This is a genomic window from Paeniglutamicibacter sp. NPDC091659, assembly GCF_044756805.1.
In the GTDB taxonomy this organism is placed as follows: domain Bacteria; phylum Actinomycetota; class Actinomycetes; order Actinomycetales; family Micrococcaceae; genus Paeniglutamicibacter.
In genome coordinates, this window is sequence record NZ_JBIVTO010000007.1 from 38,811 (window position 1) to 57,789 (window position 18,979).

General features: G+C 63.9%; 16 protein-coding genes and 1 riboswitch. Of the genes, 8 read left to right on the top strand and 8 right to left on the bottom strand.

Annotation, left to right across the window (positions count from 1 at the left end; translation table 11 throughout):
* Positions 1 to 208 precede the first annotated feature (208 nt).
* The gene (locus ACIQLF_RS13700; RefSeq protein WP_400299318.1) at positions 209 to 1,885 is read left to right on the top strand and encodes an HNH endonuclease signature motif containing protein; all 1,677 of its coding nucleotides are present in this window, start codon (positions 209 to 211) and stop codon (positions 1,883 to 1,885) included.
* Between the two features lie 83 nt (positions 1,886 to 1,968).
* Here ACIQLF_RS13700 and ACIQLF_RS13705 read toward each other — a convergent pair whose 3' ends face one another.
* Entirely contained in the window at positions 1,969 to 3,318 is a 1,350-nt protein-coding gene (locus ACIQLF_RS13705; RefSeq protein ID WP_400299321.1) for an MFS transporter, read from the bottom strand.
* Between the two features lie 262 nt (positions 3,319 to 3,580).
* On the opposite strand from ACIQLF_RS13705, the gene ACIQLF_RS13710 reads away from it, so the two are divergent.
* The gene (locus ACIQLF_RS13710) at positions 3,581 to 4,297 is read left to right on the top strand and encodes a DUF4303 domain-containing protein (protein WP_400299323.1); all 717 of its coding nucleotides are present in this window, start codon (positions 3,581 to 3,583) and stop codon (positions 4,295 to 4,297) included.
* Here the strand turns inward: ACIQLF_RS13710 and ACIQLF_RS13715 are convergent.
* Together ACIQLF_RS13715 and ACIQLF_RS13720 are read right to left on the bottom strand one after the other, a co-directional pair.
* Positions 4,294 to 5,019 carry an anti-sigma factor family protein gene (locus ACIQLF_RS13715; RefSeq protein WP_400299326.1) on the bottom strand — a complete coding sequence of 242 codons (726 nt, stop codon included), beginning with the start codon at positions 5,017 to 5,019 and terminating at the stop codon, positions 4,294 to 4,296. The two genes, ACIQLF_RS13710 and ACIQLF_RS13715, sit on opposite strands and share 4 nt — an antisense overlap.
* Positions 5,016 to 5,519, bottom strand: a complete 504-nt coding sequence (locus tag ACIQLF_RS13720; RefSeq protein WP_400299823.1) for a sigma-70 family RNA polymerase sigma factor — start codon at positions 5,517 to 5,519, stop codon at positions 5,016 to 5,018. Before ACIQLF_RS13720 ends, ACIQLF_RS13715 begins: the two co-directional genes overlap by 4 nt.
* A 232-nt stretch (positions 5,520 to 5,751) precedes the next feature.
* On the opposite strand from ACIQLF_RS13720, the gene ACIQLF_RS13725 reads away from it, so the two are divergent.
* The 3 genes from ACIQLF_RS13725 (at position 5,752) to ACIQLF_RS13735 (ending at position 10,569) form a co-directional block, all read left to right on the top strand.
* Positions 5,752 to 6,276: a hypothetical protein gene (locus ACIQLF_RS13725; RefSeq protein ID WP_400299328.1), complete on the top strand. Its 525-nt coding sequence runs from the start codon at positions 5,752 to 5,754 to the stop codon at positions 6,274 to 6,276.
* 93 nt (positions 6,277 to 6,369) lie between these two features.
* Positions 6,370 to 8,040: a bifunctional phosphoribosylaminoimidazolecarboxamide formyltransferase/IMP cyclohydrolase gene (gene purH, locus ACIQLF_RS13730; RefSeq protein ID WP_400299330.1), complete on the top strand. Its 1,671-nt coding sequence runs from the start codon at positions 6,370 to 6,372 to the stop codon at positions 8,038 to 8,040.
* Between the two features lie 306 nt (positions 8,041 to 8,346).
* On the top strand, positions 8,347 to 10,569 hold the full coding sequence (locus ACIQLF_RS13735) for an NADP-dependent isocitrate dehydrogenase (protein ID WP_400299332.1): 2,223 nt from the start codon (positions 8,347 to 8,349) through the stop codon (positions 10,567 to 10,569).
* An 89-nt stretch (positions 10,570 to 10,658) separates the two neighbouring features.
* Here ACIQLF_RS13735 and ACIQLF_RS13740 read toward each other — a convergent pair whose 3' ends face one another.
* The 4 genes from ACIQLF_RS13740 to ACIQLF_RS13755 all read right to left on the bottom strand — a co-directional run bounded on the left by ACIQLF_RS13740 (position 10,659) and on the right by ACIQLF_RS13755 (position 15,230).
* Positions 10,659 to 12,191 carry a deoxyguanosinetriphosphate triphosphohydrolase family protein gene (locus ACIQLF_RS13740; RefSeq protein ID WP_400299335.1) on the bottom strand — a complete coding sequence of 511 codons (1,533 nt, stop codon included), beginning with the start codon at positions 12,189 to 12,191 and terminating at the stop codon, positions 10,659 to 10,661.
* A gap of 257 nt (positions 12,192 to 12,448) precedes the next feature.
* On the bottom strand, positions 12,449 to 13,441 hold the full coding sequence (locus ACIQLF_RS13745; RefSeq protein WP_400299338.1) for a D-alanine--D-alanine ligase: 993 nt from the start codon (positions 13,439 to 13,441) through the stop codon (positions 12,449 to 12,451).
* Positions 13,438 to 14,571: an alanine racemase gene (gene alr / locus ACIQLF_RS13750; RefSeq protein ID WP_400299341.1), complete on the bottom strand. Its 1,134-nt coding sequence runs from the start codon at positions 14,569 to 14,571 to the stop codon at positions 13,438 to 13,440. Before alr ends, ACIQLF_RS13745 begins: the two co-directional genes overlap by 4 nt.
* Complete coding sequence (locus ACIQLF_RS13755) at positions 14,568 to 15,230, bottom strand: M15 family metallopeptidase (RefSeq protein ID WP_400299344.1); 663 nt, start codon at positions 15,228 to 15,230, stop codon at positions 14,568 to 14,570. Before ACIQLF_RS13755 ends, alr begins: the two co-directional genes overlap by 4 nt.
* A gap of 87 nt (positions 15,231 to 15,317) precedes the next feature.
* Between ACIQLF_RS13755 and ACIQLF_RS13760 the strand changes: the two genes are divergently transcribed.
* The 3 genes from ACIQLF_RS13760 to ACIQLF_RS13770 all read left to right on the top strand — a co-directional run bounded on the left by ACIQLF_RS13760 (position 15,318) and on the right by ACIQLF_RS13770 (position 17,491).
* The gene (locus tag ACIQLF_RS13760; protein ID WP_400299346.1) at positions 15,318 to 16,013 is read left to right on the top strand and encodes a response regulator transcription factor; all 696 of its coding nucleotides are present in this window, start codon (positions 15,318 to 15,320) and stop codon (positions 16,011 to 16,013) included.
* A 10-nt stretch (positions 16,014 to 16,023) separates the two neighbouring features.
* Positions 16,024 to 17,103 (top strand): sensor histidine kinase, encoded by a 1,080-nt coding sequence (locus ACIQLF_RS13765; RefSeq protein ID WP_400299349.1) that lies wholly within the window; start codon positions 16,024 to 16,026, stop codon positions 17,101 to 17,103.
* Positions 17,104 to 17,275: 172 nt separating this feature from the next.
* The gene (locus ACIQLF_RS13770; RefSeq protein ID WP_400299352.1) at positions 17,276 to 17,491 is read left to right on the top strand and encodes a hypothetical protein; all 216 of its coding nucleotides are present in this window, start codon (positions 17,276 to 17,278) and stop codon (positions 17,489 to 17,491) included.
* A 181-nt stretch (positions 17,492 to 17,672) separates the two neighbouring features.
* Here the strand turns inward: ACIQLF_RS13770 and ACIQLF_RS13775 are convergent, their stop codons facing one another.
* Entirely contained in the window at positions 17,673 to 18,416 is a 744-nt protein-coding gene (locus ACIQLF_RS13775) for an SDR family NAD(P)-dependent oxidoreductase (protein WP_400299354.1), read from the bottom strand.
* A gap of 432 nt (positions 18,417 to 18,848) precedes the next feature.
* A riboswitch (SAM riboswitch) is annotated at positions 18,849 to 18,966 on the top strand.
* The last annotated feature ends 13 nt before the right edge of the window (positions 18,967 to 18,979 follow it).

An 18,979-nucleotide genomic window follows, 5' to 3' on the forward strand; every position in this document is an offset into this window, starting at 1 on the left:
CGCACGTTTCCCCGGTCAGGCCGCCTGCTTTCGGGTTCCGCATGAATCCGGCGCCGGATCGGCGAAAACGACGAACCTGCCGTTCCCCGCAGCGGCCGTCACGCGGTCTGATGGGGCTTCCCCGCACAGCACGGTCGGCCCCCGCAAGGTCCCCACAACCCCGCAGCGCCGCCCCCTGCAGGTCGGCCCGGGGACCCAGACTCGGTTCATGGAAACCGGCACGCTCATCCAAGCACTCACGGACCCCCGTGACCATCCGGAACACCCCGTGTCACCGGACGATGAGCTGCGCCTGCTGATCGCAGCCGGAAAATTCCTCGGGGACCTCTGCACGGCACTGGCCTCGCACACCACCAATTCGCCCACCCGCGCCGCCCTGCTCGCCTTCACCGTGGAAAACGTCCACAAGACCCTGGACTATGCACAACTCCAGGCTGCGAAGACGGCCCAAGGGAACCTGGTCCACGAGTTGCCCGCCGGCATCCTCACCGAGTTGCGTGCAATCGGCGATGCGCCCGGGCCCTATCTCCAGGGCGAAACCGCCCTGCCGGCAGATCCACGGACGGTGCCCACCGGATTGCTGGCATTCAGGGACACCACCGAATTCCTGCAACGCACCCTGGCCATCTCGCACTTCGATGCCAAGGCACGCATCCACGCCGCGTTCGCGCTGCTGCCCGGCACCGACGTCTTCAGGAACCCCAAACCGCCTCGCTACCCGATCTTGGCCGAACAACTGCGCTCCGGGGCGGCCCGGGTGAAACCCACCGCCGCGGCGGCCCGCAAGCTCGACAAGCTGCGTCCCGGCATCCAGAAGCAACCGGGCCCCGATGACCTGGGTAGCCGCATCGAGGAACAGGTGGCGCAGTCCGTGAAGGAAGAAACATCCCGGAACACCAAGCGGCTCCTTGACGCACTGGGGGACGAGCTCGACGGTGCCGCCACGGCCCCCACTGTGGAGGAAATCCGCGCCAAGACCGGTGTATTCATCACGAAGCGCACCAGGAACTTCACCTACATGAACGTGTGCATGTTGAATCTGGACGCAGAGGTGTTCCTTTCCCACTTCGCCCAAACCGACAACCCGCGGACCCTTGCCGGGAACCGCGACGCCATGGCCGCGGCTGCAACCCACCCCGGCCCGGCCAACGCCAACGGCACGACAGAAACGCAGGACGGCCCGGATTGGTTCACCAAGCCGGCCGACGCGGCCACCTTCGAGACCCCTGCCCCCGCCGAAGGATACGACTTCGGCGAGGAATCCCTGGGCATCTTCAACACCACCGACCCCGGCGCCGACGGCCTCACGCCACCGCAACGACACCTGCAAACCCTGTTGAACCTCATGCGCACGCCAAAGAACGGAAGCGCGAAGGGCACCACCGGACTTCCCACCGCCCAACTGGTGGTCTACGTGCACCTTGAAACGCTGCTCGGCCTGGCTCGTGGAACAGGCTGGAGCGCCCACGGGCTGGAAATCCCCATCGGGGAGATCCGACGACGGCTCAGCACCGACGGAGTCATTCCGGTCGTACTGGGCGGGCAAAGCGAAGTCCTCGACGTCGGCCGCGGCATGAGATTCGCCCCGGACTACATGAAACGTGCGGTCCTCGCCCGCGATGGCGGCTGCATCTACCCCGGTTGCAGCGTCCCGCCGGAACACTGCGAGTTCTGTCATGTCGAGGCCTGGGCCGACGGAGGTACGACGAGTGTCGAAGGCCTGACTCCTGGCTGCACCAAACACCACCACATGTTCGACACCGGCGAAGCCAAACTCGTCATCCACGACGGGCTGCCCCACGTGATCCTGCCCAAATATCTCGATCCCGAACAAAAACCTGTCCGGAACACCTACTGGCCCGGCCCCCAGACACCTTTGTTCTAGTGTGCCGACGCAAGGGGCGCCGTGGTCTCACGTGAACATGCGTTCATGGAGATCACGGCGCCCCTGGCAGGGAGGAAAGACCCCTACTGCAGCGCGCGCCCCTTGGTTTCGGGGGCGAAGAACGCCATCATGACGACTGCCACCAGCACCAGGGCCCCGGCGGCCAGGAAGAGGTTGGCCAACCCGACGATCGGCCAGAGCGATGCGAAGACCAGCGGTCCGAATCCGGCACCCAACCGGCTGAAGGACGACGCCCAGCCGAACCCGGACCCGCGCAGTTCCGTGGGGTAAAGCTCGGAAACGTAGGCATAGAGCACCGGGATGGCGATCTGCACCACCACTCCGAAGACGAGCAGCCAGGCCAGTGCCATGCTCGGCGCGTTCAGCGACAGCGCAACCAGAACCAGCACGATTGCCGAGAGCGGCCCGGTAATGCCCAGCAGCCATTTGCGTCCCACGCGTTCGACCAGCAACGCCGCAATCACCACGCCGACCAAACCCATCAGCGCCATCACTGCGGTCATGAAGAACGCGGTGGATTGCGCCATGCCGGTGTCGGCGAGGATCGAAGGCATCCAGGTGAGCGCCAGGTAGTAGACCAGCAGGATGGTCAGGAACAAAGCCCACGACGTCATGGTGATCTTGGGGCTGAACTTCCAGATTTTCACCAGCTGCTCTAGCCAGGAACCGGCCGAGAGCCGGGGCGCTTCCTCGGGCTCCGGCAGCGTGTATTGCTGCTCCGGGGCCCCGGTGCGCTTCACCAGGTCGTCAATGACCTTCGCGGCTTCGTCGCGTTGTCCCTGGCGCACCAGGTACAGCGGAGACTCGGGAACTCCACGGCGGACCCAGAAGACCAGCAGCGCCGGCAGCACCATGACGGCCAGGATCAGGCGCCAGTTGCCTGTGGTTGCCTGCACCCAGCCGGAGATGAAGAATGACAGCGCGGCGCCCACCGGCCACCAGCCGTCCATGGCGGTGAGCACCCGGCCGCGTTGCTTGGCCGGGGTGAACTCGCCGACCAGTGCGTAGTCCACGGGGATGCAGCCGCCCAGGCCCACGCCGGCCAGGAAACGGCAGGCGATGAACCAGGCGAAGTTCGGGGCCAGTGCCCCGGCGACGGTGAAGAGCGAGAAGATCAGCAGCGTCCAGGTGAAGGCCTTCTTGCGCCCGATCTTGTCGGCAATGGTTCCCCACATGAAGGCACCGAGCGCCATGCCGATCAGGTTCGCCGTGCCCAGCCACGCGGCGGTGGGACGGTCAAGGCCCCATTCGGCGGAGACCAGGGGGATCAGCGCCCCGTTGAGCGTGACGTCCCAGGCGTCGAACATGAAGCCGAGCCCGCCGATGATGAAGATCTTCCCCTGGACGCCCCACCTCCATGGCAGGTTTTGGACGACTGACTCGCCGCTGGGCAACTTGCGGAAATTATTCATGCGGGGCCTTCAAAGAGGTGTGATCGGGTGCTTCGGGGGACATCGCGCTCGTGGAATCCGGCGACGCAAAGAGGTGCCGACGGAATAGATCGAGCAGCACTGCACACAAGGCTACGCCGACGGGGCAGAAAGCACAGAATAGCTATTGACTTTTTGTAGGAAACCGGGCGCTGTCTTCGCGAAACTGGGCGGTTTTCCGCTGGAAAGACCCGTGTGCCGCCGGACTGTTCCCGAGCTGGCCCTGCCGGGGTAGAGTCTGGATATGGGAGTAGATTGGACCGCTCTCGAAGAGGCGATACGGGTGTCGGCTCTTCGCCAGGCGGAAGAAATTATTGACCGTCACCCGAACGAGGTTTTCTATGCCGTGGCCCTTGACGGGGTCAGTGCGGATGAAACAGACCATCTGGACCTGCCGGTGCTCGCCCTCAATTCCCTCCAGGCCTTGGCCCGGAAGCAGAAGGAAGAAGAGGACGAAGAGGTTGTTGTCGAGGATGACTTTGACGACGACGAGGACGAAGGGTTCGAGGAACGCCCGGACGCCGAAGACGACGTTTCCGGCCGCGAGTATGAAGACGACGAGGACGAAGATGAGGACGACGAAGAGGATGAAGAAGACCTTGACGATGTCCTGAAGGAGCTCGAAGCCATGAACTCCGTGGAGGAGCAGGGCTTCTATTCCTCCAAGTGGAATCCGCCTGATTGGTTCTGGTGCTCGATCGAGCTCTTCGACGATTCGGCCACCGATCTGTGGAGCCAGGCGCTCACCAGCGTCGCCAAGCACCACGGCTGGGAAGAGACCAACCGCTTGTATTACGAGATGCTCATTCGCGTCACCGATTCATTGCGGCAGGCACTTGCCGTGGGACGCAACGCCGACATGGTCGTCTATCTTTCCGATGAGGAGCATGCCGACCGGATCCTGCGCCGCTGCCTCACCCAGGATCAGCTGGCCAAGCATTTCCCGGAGCTGGCGCACTAGCTTTGCGGACCAGGGTCCTGCGGCAGCGTCACCACCGCCAGGACCCTGGAATCGTAATCGCGCAATTGCACCGTAGCGATGTTTCCCAGCTCTGTGGGGACGGCTCCGGTGAGCGTGGTCTTGCCCGTCTTGGTGGCCTGCCAAGACCCCGCCCGGTCTGCAACGCCTCCGTGGTCGACAACCCACAGCGACAGGATCCCGGAGGTGGGAAGATCGGCGCCGGTGAATTCCAGCTCGGTTCCCCATGCCTTGGCATTCATTCCCAGTTCCACACGCGGTCCGAGCGCGGAGGCCACCGCAAATCTGGCGTCGGGTGCCGGGCCGGGGCGAACCACCGGGGCAAGGAACACCCCGGTGGCCACCGAGGCCGCCACTGCGGCAAGCCCGATAGCCCCGATCTTCAAGCGTTTCTTGCGGCGTTTGGCGGCCAGTCGCTCCAGCAAGTCGATGCACGCCTCCGGCTGCGCCGGATCGGAGGCGGTGTCCATTTCCCGCACAGTTCTGTCCACCGGCGGTTCTGTTCCCAAGAGCGCATTGGCATCGGAGGGATTCAGGGTGCCCAGTAGTGCCGAAAGGCCGGAAGCCCCTTGCATTTCCTCCTGGCAGGCGGCGCATCCTTCAAGGTGCGATTCAAACTCCAGGCGTTCGATGGGCGACAAGCCACCGAGAATGTAGGCGCCGAGCAGGATGTGTTCGTTCCCCGGTTCATTGGATGCGTTCAACGCTCAATCCCCATATCTTTAAGAATGCTTCGTAGGGCACGCACCGCGTAGAAGGCGCGTGATTTCACTGTTCCCTCGGGGATGCCCAAATGTGCGGCGGCCTGGGTGACCGTCGATCCGGCGTAGTGCAATTGCAGGACCACTTGCCGGTGTTCATCTGACAAATGCAAGAGTGCTTCCTCCATCAGGACACGGTCCAAGAGCTCATCGATCCGCCCGGAACTGCTGGGCGGAAGCGGCGTCTCATCTGTCAGCGCCGTGGTGGAAACACGGACAGCGGCCCGCCGGTTCCTGTCGATGAGCACATTGCGTGCCGTGGCAAACAAGTAACTGCGCAGCGACCCGGTGATGCGGGGCGCGGCCTGCCAGACCTTGAGCACTGTTTCCTGCAAGATATCCTCGGCGGTGTCCCTGTCGTTGGACACCCGCATGACATAGCGCCGCAGTGCCGGGCCATGTTCACGATATATCTCAGATACCACTTGTGCATCGAACGGCACATCGGCTCCATCATCTTCATTCGAGGACATTCTTCACCCACTTAGACGCACATCAATGACGAATGGTTCAACGTACCTATCGAGTATGCGCAAAAACGTTGTGGATTTCTCTGAACCGAATGATGAACCGGTGCGTCTTACCAGTCAGGAAGCCCGCCCCAAATCGTTCCCAAGGCGCCCGCCGCGGGAAGAACCGGGCTTTCTTGATCCCCAGAATTTAGGATGTGCCACCATGAAACTGCACCACAGCAAGACCTTTGCCGGATCCGCCGCGCTCATGATCGGAGCGGCCGTACTTTTGTCGGGATGTTCTTCCAGCACCCCGACCACGACCAGCCCTTCGGCCACCACCGCGCCTTCCAGCACGGCTCCATCCAGCATGGCGCCCTCCTCGCCCGCCGCCGCAACCCTGGATTTGAAGTCGGGGGAGTCCGCAAAGGGAACCATCGTCGTGGACGGCAAGGGCATGAGCCTGTACTACTTCTTGAAGGACACCAAGGACACCAAGGTCAGTGCCTGCACCGGCGCATGCCTGGACGCCTGGCCCATCGCCGTGGCCAGCAGCGAAACCCCTGTGGTCGAGGGAGTCACCGGCAAGGTCGGCACCATCAAGAGCCCCGACGGAAAGCTGCAGCTCACCCTCAACGGCATGCCGCTGTACTACTTTGCGCAGGACAGCAAGCCCGGCGACATCCTTGGACAGGATGTCAAGGAAGTCTGGTACCTGGCCGCTCCCGACGGAACGATGATCAAGTAGCACGTGTGAGGTAGATCAAGCGAGAGGTCTGGCGCACACTCCCAGCCGGTAGAATGGGTGAACACCCCTCAAACCGCACCCTGGGAGACTTCTGTGAGCCAGACCGTCCTTGATCGCGTCCCGATTCGTCGCGCCCTGATTTCTGTTTACGACAAGACCGGGCTGGAGGAACTGGCTGCGGGTTTGCACGCCGCCGGCGTCAAGCTGGTGTCCACCGGATCCACCGCCAAGCGCATCGCGGCGGCCGGCATCCCGGTGTCCGAGGTCGAGGAAGTCACCGGTTCGCCGGAAATGCTTGATGGTCGCGTCAAGACCCTGCACCCGCGCGTGCACGGCGGCATCCTTGCCGACCGCCGCGTCCCGGCACACATGCAGACCCTGGCCGACATGGAAATCGAGACCTTCGACCTGGTCGTCGTGAACCTCTACCCGTTCGTGGAGACCGTCCGCTCCGGCGCCGAAGGCGACGCCGTGGTGGAACAGATCGACATCGGAGGGCCGGCCATGGTGCGCTCGGCGGCCAAGAACCACGCAGCGGTTTCCATCGTGGTCGACCCGGCAGCCTACGGTGCGGTCGTCAAGGCAGCGGCCGAGGGTGGCTTCGACCTGAAGACCCGCCAGCGTCTGGCAGCCAAGGCCTTCGCGCACACTGCCGCCTACGACACGGCCGTTGCTTCCTGGACCGCGGCACAGTTCCTCGATGAAGACGGCGACGGCTTCATCGACTGGCCCGCATACACCGGTCTGGCCCTGGAGCGTTCCGAGGTCCTGCGCTACGGCGAAAACCCCCACCAGCAGGCTGCACTGTACGTTGACAAGGCCGCCCCGGCCGGCATCGCCCAGGCCGACCAGCTGCATGGCAAGGCCATGAGCTACAACAACTACGTCGACGCCGATGCCGCACTGCGTGCCGCCTTCGACTTCGAGCAGCCTGCCGTTGCCGTCATCAAGCACGCCAACCCGTGCGGCGTGGCAGTTGCCTCGGCAGACGCCGTAGACCCGATCGCCGACGCGCACGCCAAGGCCCACGCCACCGATCCGCTTTCCGCCTTCGGCGGCGTCATCGCGGCAAACCGCCCGGTGACCGCGGCCATGGCCAACACCGTCAAGGACATCTTCACCGAGGTTGTCATCGCACCGGCCTTCGACGCCGAGGCAGTGGAAATCCTGTCCAAGAAGAAGAACATCCGCCTGCTGGCACTGCCGGAGGGCTACGGCCGCTACCCGGCGGAAATCCGCCAGGTTTCCGGCGGCGTGCTGGTGCAGCTCAGCGACAAGGTTGACGCCGAGGGCGACAACCCGGCGAACTGGACCCTTGCCGCCGGCGAGGCAGCCGACGAGTCGACCCTGGCCGACTTGGTCTTCGCCTGGACCGCCGTGCGTGCCGCGAAGTCCAACGCCATCCTGCTGGCCAACAACGGTGCGGCCGTGGGCATCGGCATGGGCCAGGTCAACCGCGTGGACTCCTGCAAGCTCGCCGTCGAGCGCGCCAACACCCTTGGCGTGAAGATCGAATCCAAGGTCGACGCCGCGGGCGGTGCCGCCGGAACCGGCGACGCCGTCTCCGTGCAGCGCTCCCACGGTGCCGTTGCCGCATCGGATGCGTTCTTCCCGTTCGCCGATGGCCTGCAGATCCTCATCGACGCCGGCGTGCGCGCCGTCGTGCAGCCGGGTGGCTCGGTTCGCGATGAAGAGGTCATTGCCGCGGCCAACGCCGCAGGCATCACGATGTACTTCACCGGGGCGCGTCACTTCTTCCACTAGGGGAGCGCTCGACCTGAAACCGGCGCGGGGCGCCTGCCGCGGATCAAACGATCCGCGGCAGGCGCCCCGCTTCGTTTACAGCGAAAAACCCGCCGCCAAGCCGGTTTTCAGTTACTTCGAAGTAACTGAAGTTCGCCGGTGAAACAAAATGTACGCTTGCTCACATTGGGCGCGCATTCGGGGTCGTTCACCGATTTCATCCAGTCCTAAAAGGTGGTTTTGGGGTCGAATTCGGGTAAGTTGGGGACGTTGAGATCAGTTCGGACCACCCGTATCCGTAAGACCGTTCAGGGAGACGCCTCACCTATGGCCAAGATTATCTATACCCACACCGACGAAGCTCCGATGTTGGCGACCCACTCTTTCCTGCCGATTGTCGAAGCGTACGCTTCGACCGCGGGCGTAGAGATTGAGACGCGCGACATCTCGTTGGCTGGCCGCATCATTTCCACCTTCGGTGACTACCTCACCGCGGAACAGCAGATTCCCGATGCTCTCGCAGAGCTCGGTGCCCTGGCCAAGAGCCCGGACGCAAACATCATCAAGCTGCCGAACATTTCGGCATCCATCCCGCAGCTCAAGGCAGCCATTGCCGAACTGCAGGCCGCCGGCTACGCACTGCCGGATTACCCGGACAACCCGTCTTCGGACGAGGAAACCGATATCCGCGCCCGCTACGACAAGATCAAGGGTTCCGCAGTGAACCCGGTGCTGCGCGAAGGCAACTCCGATCGCCGCGCACCGTTGAGCGTGAAGAACTACGCCCGCAAGAACCCGCACTCCATGGGTGCATGGTCCGCGGACTCGAAGACCAGCGTCGCCACCATGGGTGAAGACGACTTCCGTTCCAACGAGAAGTCCGTGGTCATCACCAAGGACCAGAACATCTCCATCCGCTTTGTCGGCGAAGACGGCGAAGTCAAGGTCCTGAAGAAGGGCTTCCCGGTCCTCAAGGACGAAATCATCGACGGCACCGTCATGCACGCCGCCTCGCTGGACAAGTTCCTGAAGGACGCGGTTGCCCGCGCCAAGGCCGATGACGTGCTCTTCTCGGCACACCTGAAGGCCACCATGATGAAGGTCTCCGACCCGATCATCTTCGGCCACGTCGTCAAGGCGTTCTTCCCCGAGCTCTTCGAGACCTACGGTGAGCAGCTTGCCGCAGCAGGCCTGAACCCGAACAACGGCCTGGCAGCAATCCTCGGAGGGCTCGACGAGCTGTCCGACGAGGTTCGCACCGGCGTCGAGGCATTGATCGCCAAGGGCTTCGAAGAAGGCCCGGCCCTGGCCATGGTCGATTCGGACAAGGGCATCACCAACCTGCACGTTCCGTCTGACGTCATCGTCGATGCCTCCATGCCGGCAATGATCCGTTCCTCGGGCCACATGTGGGGCACCGACGGCAAGGAAGCCGACACCCTGGCAGTCCTGCCGGATTCCTCCTACTCGGGCATCTACCAGGTCGTCATCGATGACTGCCGTGCCAACGGCGCGTACGATCCGACCACCATGGGCACCGTCCCGAACGTGGGCCTGATGGCCCAGGCGGCCGAGGAATACGGATCCCACGACAAGACCTTCGAGATCAAGGCCGCCGGCCACGTCCAGATCCTGGATGCCAGCGACGCCGTGCTGATCGAACACCAGGTCTTCCCGGGTGACATCTGGCGCGCCTGCCAGACCAAGGACGTGCCGGTGCGCGACTGGGTCAAGCTGGCCGTCAACCGCGCCCGCGCCTCGCAGACCCCGGCCGTGTTCTGGCTGGACAAGACCCGCGCGCACGACTCAGTGCTGATCGGCAAGGTCAACGAGTACCTCAAGGACCACGACACTGAGGGCCTTGTCATCGAGATCCTGTCGCCGGTCGAGGCCACCCAGTACACCATCGATCGCATCCGCCGCGGCGAGGACACCATCTCGGTGTCCGGCAACGTGCTGCGCGACTACCTCACCGACCTGTTCCCGATCCTCGAATTGGGCACCAGCGCCAAGATGCTTTCCATCGTGCCGCTGATCGCCGGTGGTGGCCTGTTCGAGACCGGTGCCGGCGGTTCCGCCCCGAAGCACGTCCAGCAGCTGGTGAACGAGAACCACCTGCGCTGGGACTCCCTGGGCGAGTTCCTGGCCCTGGCCGTCTCCTTCGAGCACCTGGCCAACACCTCGGACAACGCGCGTGCGCAGATCCTGGCAGACACCCTGGATGCCGCAACCGGCACCTTCCTCCTGGAGAACAAGTCGCCCAAGCGCAAGGCCGGCGAGTTGGACAACCGCGGCAGCCACTTCTACCTGGCCAAGTACTGGGCAGAGGAACTGGCCGCACAGACCAAGGACGCCGAGCTGGCAGCGGCCTTCAAGGCAGTTTCCGAGGCGCTGGGCGGCAACGAGGAAGCCATCGTGGCAGAGCTCGCAGCCGTGCAGGGTGCCCCCGTCGACCTGGGCGGCTACTACCGCCCGGTCGAGGAAAAGGTCGCAGCCATCATGCGCCCGAGCGCGACGCTGAACACCGCACTGGAACTGCTCAAGAAGTAGTCTCCGGCCGCACATCACAACGGCGGGCCGCCTTCCCTTTCCGGGGGACTGGCGGTCCGCCGTTGGCGTTTGCAGAATCGGGGCAGGGGCTAGAGCCCCCGGCCGACCTCCCACAGCCCCTCGTAGGTCCCCGTCAGCAGGGCGTTCACCGAGACGGCCTGCGCGTCGGTGAACGAGGCGATGTAGTCGACGATCGCCCGGGCCCGGCCCAGCCTCTCGACCTCGCCGTGGCTGGCCTGCGCGAACAGCCCGGGCGACTGGGTCCGAAGCAGGCGGTATTCGCCGGTTGCCGCCTCGACGGAGTCCAGCAGCCTGCGCGGCGCACGGGCCGCGTCATCGCGGTCCTCGAGCCATGCGTGCAGCCCTTCTGCCAGCGAAGCGATGATGCGGGTTTGCCCGCGCTGGTACACCGCCAGGTCGGAACGCTCCAGCACGAAGCGCGAGTGCACGAACTTGAGCACCACCACGTCGTGCCAGGCCTCGTCGGCCAGCCGGACGTGCCCGCTGCGGACCGTGGGGTTCTTTTCCACCGCGATGGAGGCCTGCAGCCTGTCGATCCAGCGCCGGGTGAATCCCGTGACGGCGCGGTCCGCCTCGATCCCGCCGTCGTAGGGGACGGCCAGCAGCCCCTCGACCAGGTCGTGGCCGACGCGTTCCACCGAGGCGCGGAAGGCCTCGGCGTTGGCGATCCAGGGATCCTTCGCCGCGACGTGCCGCCACGTGCGCTCCAGCGCGTGCCCAGGCCTGCGCGTATCCAGGGCTGCATCCTCGGTGCCCGCCAGCTGCGCGCCGGAATCCAGCCATGCCCGCAGCTCGGCGGAGACCGTGGTGTACTGCAACACCCCGGCCCGGTAGAAGTCGTCGAGGTCGTGCACCGCGTAGGCAATGTCGTCGGCGATGTCCATCACCGAGCACTCCAGGGTCTGCTGGTTCTTCGCGATGCCGGGGAACACCGAGAGCACGTCGTGCATCTCGGCGGCCTCGATGTCGTAGGCGGAGAACTTGTGGGCGCCGGAGCTGCCGACGGAGCCCACGCCGCGGGGGAGCATCTCCGGGGCGCCCGGAGGTTGCGACCGCCATTCGTTGCGGGTCCACGGGTACTTGAGCACCGCCGCGCGCACGGCCCGGGTCAGGTTCAGCCCCCGGGGCGTCGCGTCGCAGCTGTCCAGCGCTGTGAGGATGCGGAAGCTCTGCGCATTGCCCTCGAAGCCGTCGGGCAGTCCGAGCGTCTGGCGGGCCACGCGGTCGAGTTCCTGTTCGCCCAGGTGCCCGAAGGGAGGGTGCCCCATGTCGTGGGCCGCCGCCGCGGCCTGCACCACCACGGGGTCGCAACCGCCCAGCCCGGCCACGAGCTTCCGGGTGGGCTCGTCGGCATTGATCAGGCCGATGGCGATGGAGCGCGCCACGGCGGAGACCTTGAGCGAGTGCGTCAGCCGGTTGTGCACCACGGTCCCGGCGCCCGCCTGAGGGATCACCTGGGTCACCGCGGAGAGCCGCGAGAAGTAGGGGGAGAACCTGATGCGCTCGATGTCGATGCGGAATTCGTCTTCCCCGGCGCGCATCTCCTCGATGATCGCGCGGTCGCGTCCGCCGGTCTGGTGGGTTTTCTGCCTGGTATCCATGGTGCGAACCAGCCTAGTGGGCGCCGGGTGCCAGTCGCGGACAAACCACGGGACATTCGAATGATGTCGCAAATGATTTGGCTTGACGGCGCCTTCGACTGCGATTCACACCGGTACAGGGTTTCAACGGACGGCTGCCGCTTACCACTGTCTCAAGAACCAGCAGGGTAGTGGGGCCTGGGGAGGAGTGACCCGAGAGTCGCTGGATCCGGGGCTGCAATGTATCCAGGACGAGCGTGCTGGCGCGCACATTAGCCTCACCGGTTCTGTTGCCCTTCCGCGAGAGGCTCAGCGGTTGGCGCCGTCGCAGCGTTCACCAGCCGGGTGACGAGTTCCGCATAAGGGATGCCCGCAGCCGCGAACATTCTGGGTACTTGGGATTCGGCTGTCATTCCGGGCATTGTGTTGACCTCATTGAGGACGGGGCCTTCGTCGGTGAGGAAGAAATCCATGCGCGCTACACCGGCACAACCGAGTGCCTCGAACATTTCGAGTGCCACCCGCGTGATCGCGTCGCGCTCCGTGCTGCCGAGATCGGCAGGAACGCTAAACCGAGCTGAGCCGTCGTACTTCGTGGTCGTGTCGAACAAGCCACTGGTGTGGATCTCAAGCGGCGGCGGAGCCCAGCAACTTCCGTCAGGCTCGCGTATGACGGCAACGTCGATCTCCCGTCCGTGAACGACGTGCTCGATGAGGATCCGGTCATCAAAGCGCGCTGCCGTCCGCAGCGCCTCACGAAGCTGGGCGGTGTCCCGCGCCAAGCCGACGCCGTAGCTGGACCCCGAGGAAGCTGGTTTCACGACAACGTCTGTCTCGAAGTCGATGTCCTCCATGTCGGCTGCGTGGACCAGTCTCCCTCGCGCGGTACGTATCCCGGTGGATTCGGCAACAAGCTTCGTTGCCCATTTGTCCATGCCGAGTGCTCCTGCCCGCAGGCCCGAGCCGACTACGGGTTTATGGGCGAGTGCACACAATGCTGCCAGCGTCCCGTCCTCGCCCAAGGGGCCGTGCAGGGCGGGGAAAACCACATCCGCCTGCTCGAAGAAGAACAATGCGCTCCTAAGCGAGGCGGCGGCGCTTTTTCCAAGCGGTCTTCGGGCCTGCCTCCAGATTCCATCGCGGCCGATGGTGACGTCGGTGACCTCGAATCCGTTGCTGCACAGTGCCTTTCCGATGGCTACGGCTGTTGCCAGCGAGACGTCGTGTTCGGCGTTCTGGCCGCCGCCGATGACCAAGATGTGCTGTGTCATGCAATTGTCCTTTTCACTCGTGATCCGATGTTGGTGACGATGGTGTGGGGAATGGTACCGGCCCAGCTGGCCCATTCCTGGATGGTTGGTGTGACCCCGTCCTTCGGGCCGAACACGGTCGCGGTTGTGCCGCGCGGGTAGTAGGTGGCCCCGGTGTTGATAACGATCTGGTCCATCGAGACGCGTCCGACCACCGGGTACCGGCATCCGTGGATCTCCACCGAGGCGTCCGGGGAGATTTCTCGAGGGATTCCGTCGGCGTAGCCCACCGGCAGGGTGCTCAGCCGAGTCGTCCGATCGGTGGTGTAGGTGCCGCCGTAGCCGACGGGAGTTCCTGGCATGACGGTTGCGTTGTGCACGATGGGTGCGGTCAAGCGGGATGCGCCGGAAAGGTCGGTGGTCCCGCTCGGATCGATGCCGACAAGTCCGGCCCCGAGTCGGATCATTCCGAAATGGGTCGCAGGGTCCGTCAGCGCGCCGGCGGTAGCGGCCAGGTGGGTGATCGGATCATCGAACCCCGCAGCCGTGATCTTGGCTTTGGCTTCGTGCATGAGCGCAACTGCTTCTTCGTTTGCCCTTGGGTCTGCCCGGTCAGCCAACGGTAGATGCCCCATGAGGCCGACGACGAAGATCTTGCCTCGCCGTTGTCCCTCGAGGGCGCGGAGGATAATGGCGTCCCACTCGGAGCGGGGGACACCTTCTCGAGACATGCCGGTATCCACGTGCAAGTGAATGCGGACGGCAGCACCGGAAGGCTGTTCGAGAAGTGTCTGCAATTCCTCGACCGAGCCGACCGCCAAGTCGATCCCGCCTGCCGAGGCGGCCCCGGCATCGAAACCCGCGGGGTTCAACCAGGCAAGGATCGGCACGCTCAGGCCCGCCTCGCGCAGGTTCACGGCTTCGTCGAAATCGGTGGTGCCAAGCCACTGTGCTCCGGCGGCGATCGCGGCGCGGGCCACGGTCAGGGCGCCATGTCCGTAACCGTCTGCTTTTACCACTGCCATGATTCGGGAGTCGGACCGGGCTTGCACGATTGCCATGTTCTTCGCGATCGATTCGGGGATCGTCTGCAGCGTGGGTGGTCTGAGACCAACGACCGTGGACTGGGCGCGGCAGGGCGTGCTGGTCACCGCTTCATCCTCGGGTCGTAGGTAGGGTCGAAATACTTGGCGGGGCAACCATTCTTGATCGCCTCGGAACGCAGTTCGAAGTGCCAAGCCTCGTTGTCGTAGATCTGGCACAACCCGTACTTCGCACCGTTCTTGGACAGCCATGCACTGGCGTCCCAAAGCCCAATGTCGACCGCGTCCCCCGACACATGTGCGGAGGTTTCCGCGGTTGCCACCCACCGGGAGGCTTCCTCCTTGGAACCGTACGTAGTGACCGCTTGCTGGAGAAGATTGTGCTGGAAATCCGGGGAACGCCAACCACTGTTGACATGGAACTTGATTCCTTCCCGGGCTGCATCCTTGGAGGCCCTGCCCAAGGCAGCACGGAGAGCGGGATCCAGGTTAACCACCGCCGGAATGTCAGAGGCAACCGTCGTGCCTTTGGGGACGTCACCGCCCGCCACTCCAAGCCCCCCGGATTGCTTCCCGTGAGGTTTCGCGAAGCGCGCTGCGGGGGATTCGAGATAGTTCGACACCGGATGGAAGTCGCGAGCCCCGAGAATCGCTCCCACCATGAGTACCAGGAGGACGGTGGCCAATGCCAAGACGGCCGTCATGATGACGACGATCGTCGATGGCTTCCGTCGTCCGGGAGTTTGTGCTGGTTCGTTGTACGTCATGTTTCCAGTCAAGAGCGTCCGATGTTGCCAGCATGTATGTGGTTTTCGATATGCCGACGATATGTCTCACCTCGTAGCATGGGGAGCATGCGCGTGTTGATCGTCGAAGACGAGCCATATATGGCCGAAGGTATCCGCGATGGTCTACGCCTGGAAGCGATCGCGGCAGACATCGCCGGTGATGGCGATACCGCCCTGGAACTGCTGACCGTCAACACCTACGACATCGCCATCCTTGACCGTGATATCCCCGGGCCGTCCGGCGACGAGGTCGCAAGACACATCGTGGCTTCAGGCAGTGGTACGCCAATTCTCATGCTTACCGCCGCCGACCGTCTCGATGAAAAGGCCTCCGGGTTCGGGCTCGGTGCCGACGACTACCTCACGAAACCATTCGAACTCCGGGAACTCGTGCTCAGGCTCCGTGCCCTCGACCGCCGGCGAGCACACCACCGGCCGCCCGTACGAGAGATTGCAGGCTTGCGACTGGACCCGTTCCGCCGCGAGGTCCATCGAGAGGGGCGCTACGTCGGACTTACCAGAAAGCAGTTCGCTGTCCTGGAAGTTCTAGTCGCATCCGAAGGCGGTGTCGTCAGCGCCGAAGAACTCTTGGAACGCGCCTGGGACGAGAACGCCGACCCGTTCACCAACGCCGTACGCATCACCGTCTCGGCACTGCGTAGGCGCCTTGGCGAGCCTTGGATCATCGCCACTGTCCCGGGAGTCGGATACCGCATCGATACAGGGACCGTCCCCGAGGCTGAAGGACGCGGACGTGCATAGGACACCGGGGATGAGCGTACGGCTCAAGCTCACCCTCAGCTACGTCGGGTTCCTCGTGCTCGCAGGGGCTTTGCTACTCGCCGCCGTGTGGATCTTCCTTCTTCGGTATGTTCCTGAAGGCGCGATCAACAACAATGGCGGATTCGTTCCAAACCGCTCCGACCTCCAACGCGCATTCGGTCCCGCAGTAGCCGCAGTGATGGCCTTCCTGCTGGTGTTCGGAGTGCTTGGAGGCTGGCTCCTCTCCGGTCGAATGCTCGCGCCCCTTTCCCGAATCACCGACGCCACCCGAACCGCTGCGAACGGATCGCTATCCCACCGAATCCGGTTGGAGGGCAGAAAGGACGAGTTCCGCGAACTCGCCGATTCCTTCGACACGATGCTCGAACGACTCGAAACACACGTTGCCGAACAACAGAGATTTGCCGCCAATGCCTCCCACGAACTGCGCACACCGCTGGCAATAACACAGACACTTCTCAACGTGGCACGAAACGACCCGGACCGAAACACCAACGAACTTCTCGAACGTCTCGACACCGTCAACACTCGTGCAATCGACCTCACCGAAGCACTGCTGTTGCTCACACGGGCCGACCAGAGATCCTTCACGCGAGAACGCGTCGACCTTTCCTTGGCGGTCGAAGAAGCAACCGAAACCCTCCTCCCGCTTGCGGAAAAGCGCGGAGTCACCATCGATGCTTCCAGCAGTTTCACCCCGACATTCGGTTCATACGCACTCCTGCTGCAGATGGTCACGAACCTTCTGCACAATGCGATCGTCCACAACCTCCCGGTGCAGGGGACAGTCTGGGTGAACACCAAGGTCGGCCCCGAATTCGTTGTGCTCATCGTCGAGAACACCGGTGAGAAACTCACCGAAGAACTGGTCTCCACGCTCACCGAACGATTCCAGCGCGGGACCGAACGCACCCGCACGAGCGACCACGCAGGCGTCGGTCTCGGGTTGGCAATCGTCAAAAGCATCACCCTCGCACACGACGGAACGCTTACCATTGCCCCGCGCCCCGCTGGCGGGCTCCGCATTGCGATCCACCTGCCGACCGCACCGGGTGATGTTGGGCAGTAACAAGAGAACTGTCGGGCATGCGTTGCTTCGAGACCGGCTGTGTTGAAGAGGTGGCGCAGCGATTTTTGGGCATTGCTATTTCCTGTCACCAGTACCGTGATGGGCTTCTCGCTGGTGAAGTAGAGCATGCGGTGTTGCAACACTGAAAGCAGCAAGAGCGCGAAATGGAACATTGAAAACCCCAGCATGGACCGCCGGTGGGAATTTTCGGCTCAGCGACCGGTTACTGACCGAGATCGAACGCCCGCAGGTGGCGAAGGACCTCAACGTGCCCACGTCCGAAATTGTTGATGACGAGCGACTGGCTCGACTCATCGGCCACCAAACCCCGCGAAAATCCGGCCATTTACCGTTGCGATTCACAGCTTTCGGTGCCGGAAAACAGTGACCGCCAAGAAACTGGTGAATCTGCTCCGCAGGGCATGCGCCTTCGACATGGAGATCACCGGACGATTGGTCCAATCGGTTCCGTGCTGCATTCTGTCAGCGGGAACCCATTGCCGGGTGCAGGTCGCGGAACCTGTTGACGGACCCGCGGTCTGCACCCGGAAGTCTTGCTGCCGTGCCGGCTAGTAGAGCTTGTTCGCCCCGCCGTCGGCCATGAGGGTTTGGCCCGTCATGTAGCGCGAGTCATCCGAGACCAGGAACGCCACGATGGGCGCGACGTCTTCCTCCGGATCCCCGAAGCGCCCCAGCGGGACCTTGGCCAGCGAGTCCTGGTACATCTGCGGGTATGCCTCGCTCCAGGCCTTGACCCCCTCGGTCAACGCCATGGGGGAGACGACGTTGACGCGGATCTTGTCCTTGGCCCACTCGTTGGCGGTCACGCGCGAAAGCCCGCGGATGGCTTCCTTGGCGGAGGCGTAGGCCGCCTGGGTCATCTGGCCGACCATCGCCGAACCCGAGCCGAAGTTCACGACCGAGCCGCCGTTGACCGCCAGCAGCGGGTAGGCCGCGGCCATGAACTGGCGGGTGGCGCGGAAGCCGGTGTTGAAGGAGAGCTCCCACTGCTCCTCGGTCAGGTCGTTGAACATGGCCTGGCGCGAGGCATGGGCGTTGTTCACCAGTGCGTCCAGCCCGCCGTAGGTTTCGCTCGCCACTTCCACCGCGGCTGCGGCCACGGCTTTGTCGCTGACATCGCCCAACAGGAATTGCACGTCACCGCCGAGATCCCCCTTGAGCGCGGCGCCGGCCTCGCCGTTGACGTCGACGGCGACGACCTTGGCGCCGCGGGCCACCAACACCCGGGAGATGGCGCCCCCGATGCCCGATGCTCCGCCGGTGACGATGGCTACCTTGTTGGCAAGCTGCATTCCCATTCCCCTTTTCGCGTTTACGTGGCTGGGCGGTCCACTGGGGCGGACCGCCGGTCTACAGGATCACGCCAGCTGGCGCGTTGAAGGACGCCGCGTCTTGGCGGATCCGACGAAATCGTGTCGCGACGACAGTATCCCATTGGGCGCCCTTGCCACAATGACTTCATTCGCCACCCGCCCCTGGGCTCTGTCGTCGACGCCCCGAGCGCCCCTGTCACAAAGGCTTCACAATGGAAGCCAAAAGTAACGCTCAAGCGGAAAGTGACCGGGAAATCGGGCAAAGTCGGCTCGGCGCGCTCTTAACAATGGCTCGGGCGACGTTGCCAAAGATGACAAAAAATCGTCATGTGAAGTGTTTTTGCCCCGCGTGACGCGGGACGCGGCCGGCGCCTTGCACCGTCCTTGAAGCGTGGAACATGATGAATGCATCAACCATCAAGAGCGGCTGAGAGATCTGGCTCGTTGACGCCGCAGCAACCATCACACGATGGATTCCCCCGTGCGGGGACTCCGTTGTTGAGGGTGCTAAGGCCAGAAGCGATGGAGCCGCTTCAAAACCT

Excerpts from the sequence above, each read along its gene's own strand:
- ACIQLF_RS13725 (WP_400299328.1), top strand. The coding sequence starts at position 5,752 with ATGAAACTGCACCACAGCAAGACCTTTGCCGGATCCGCCGCGCTCATG.
- ACIQLF_RS13775 (WP_400299354.1), bottom strand. The coding sequence starts at position 18,416 with ATGCAGCTTGCCAACAAGGTAGCCATCGTCACCGGCGGAGCATCGGGC.
- ACIQLF_RS13765 (WP_400299349.1), top strand. The coding sequence starts at position 16,024 with ATGAGCGTACGGCTCAAGCTCACCCTCAGCTACGTCGGGTTCCTCGTG.
- ACIQLF_RS13745 (WP_400299338.1), bottom strand. The coding sequence starts at position 13,441 with ATGACACAGCACATCTTGGTCATCGGCGGCGGCCAGAACGCCGAACAC.
- ACIQLF_RS13755 (WP_400299344.1), bottom strand. The coding sequence starts at position 15,230 with ATGACGTACAACGAACCAGCACAAACTCCCGGACGACGGAAGCCATCG.
- ACIQLF_RS13710 (WP_400299323.1), top strand. The coding sequence starts at position 3,581 with ATGGGAGTAGATTGGACCGCTCTCGAAGAGGCGATACGGGTGTCGGCT.
- ACIQLF_RS13740 (WP_400299335.1), bottom strand. The coding sequence starts at position 12,191 with ATGGATACCAGGCAGAAAACCCACCAGACCGGCGGACGCGACCGCGCG.
- ACIQLF_RS13705 (WP_400299321.1), bottom strand. The coding sequence starts at position 3,318 with ATGAATAATTTCCGCAAGTTGCCCAGCGGCGAGTCAGTCGTCCAAAAC.
- ACIQLF_RS13735 (WP_400299332.1), top strand. The coding sequence starts at position 8,347 with ATGGCCAAGATTATCTATACCCACACCGACGAAGCTCCGATGTTGGCG.
- ACIQLF_RS13700 (WP_400299318.1), top strand. The coding sequence starts at position 209 with ATGGAAACCGGCACGCTCATCCAAGCACTCACGGACCCCCGTGACCAT.
- ACIQLF_RS13760 (WP_400299346.1), top strand. The coding sequence starts at position 15,318 with ATGCGCGTGTTGATCGTCGAAGACGAGCCATATATGGCCGAAGGTATC.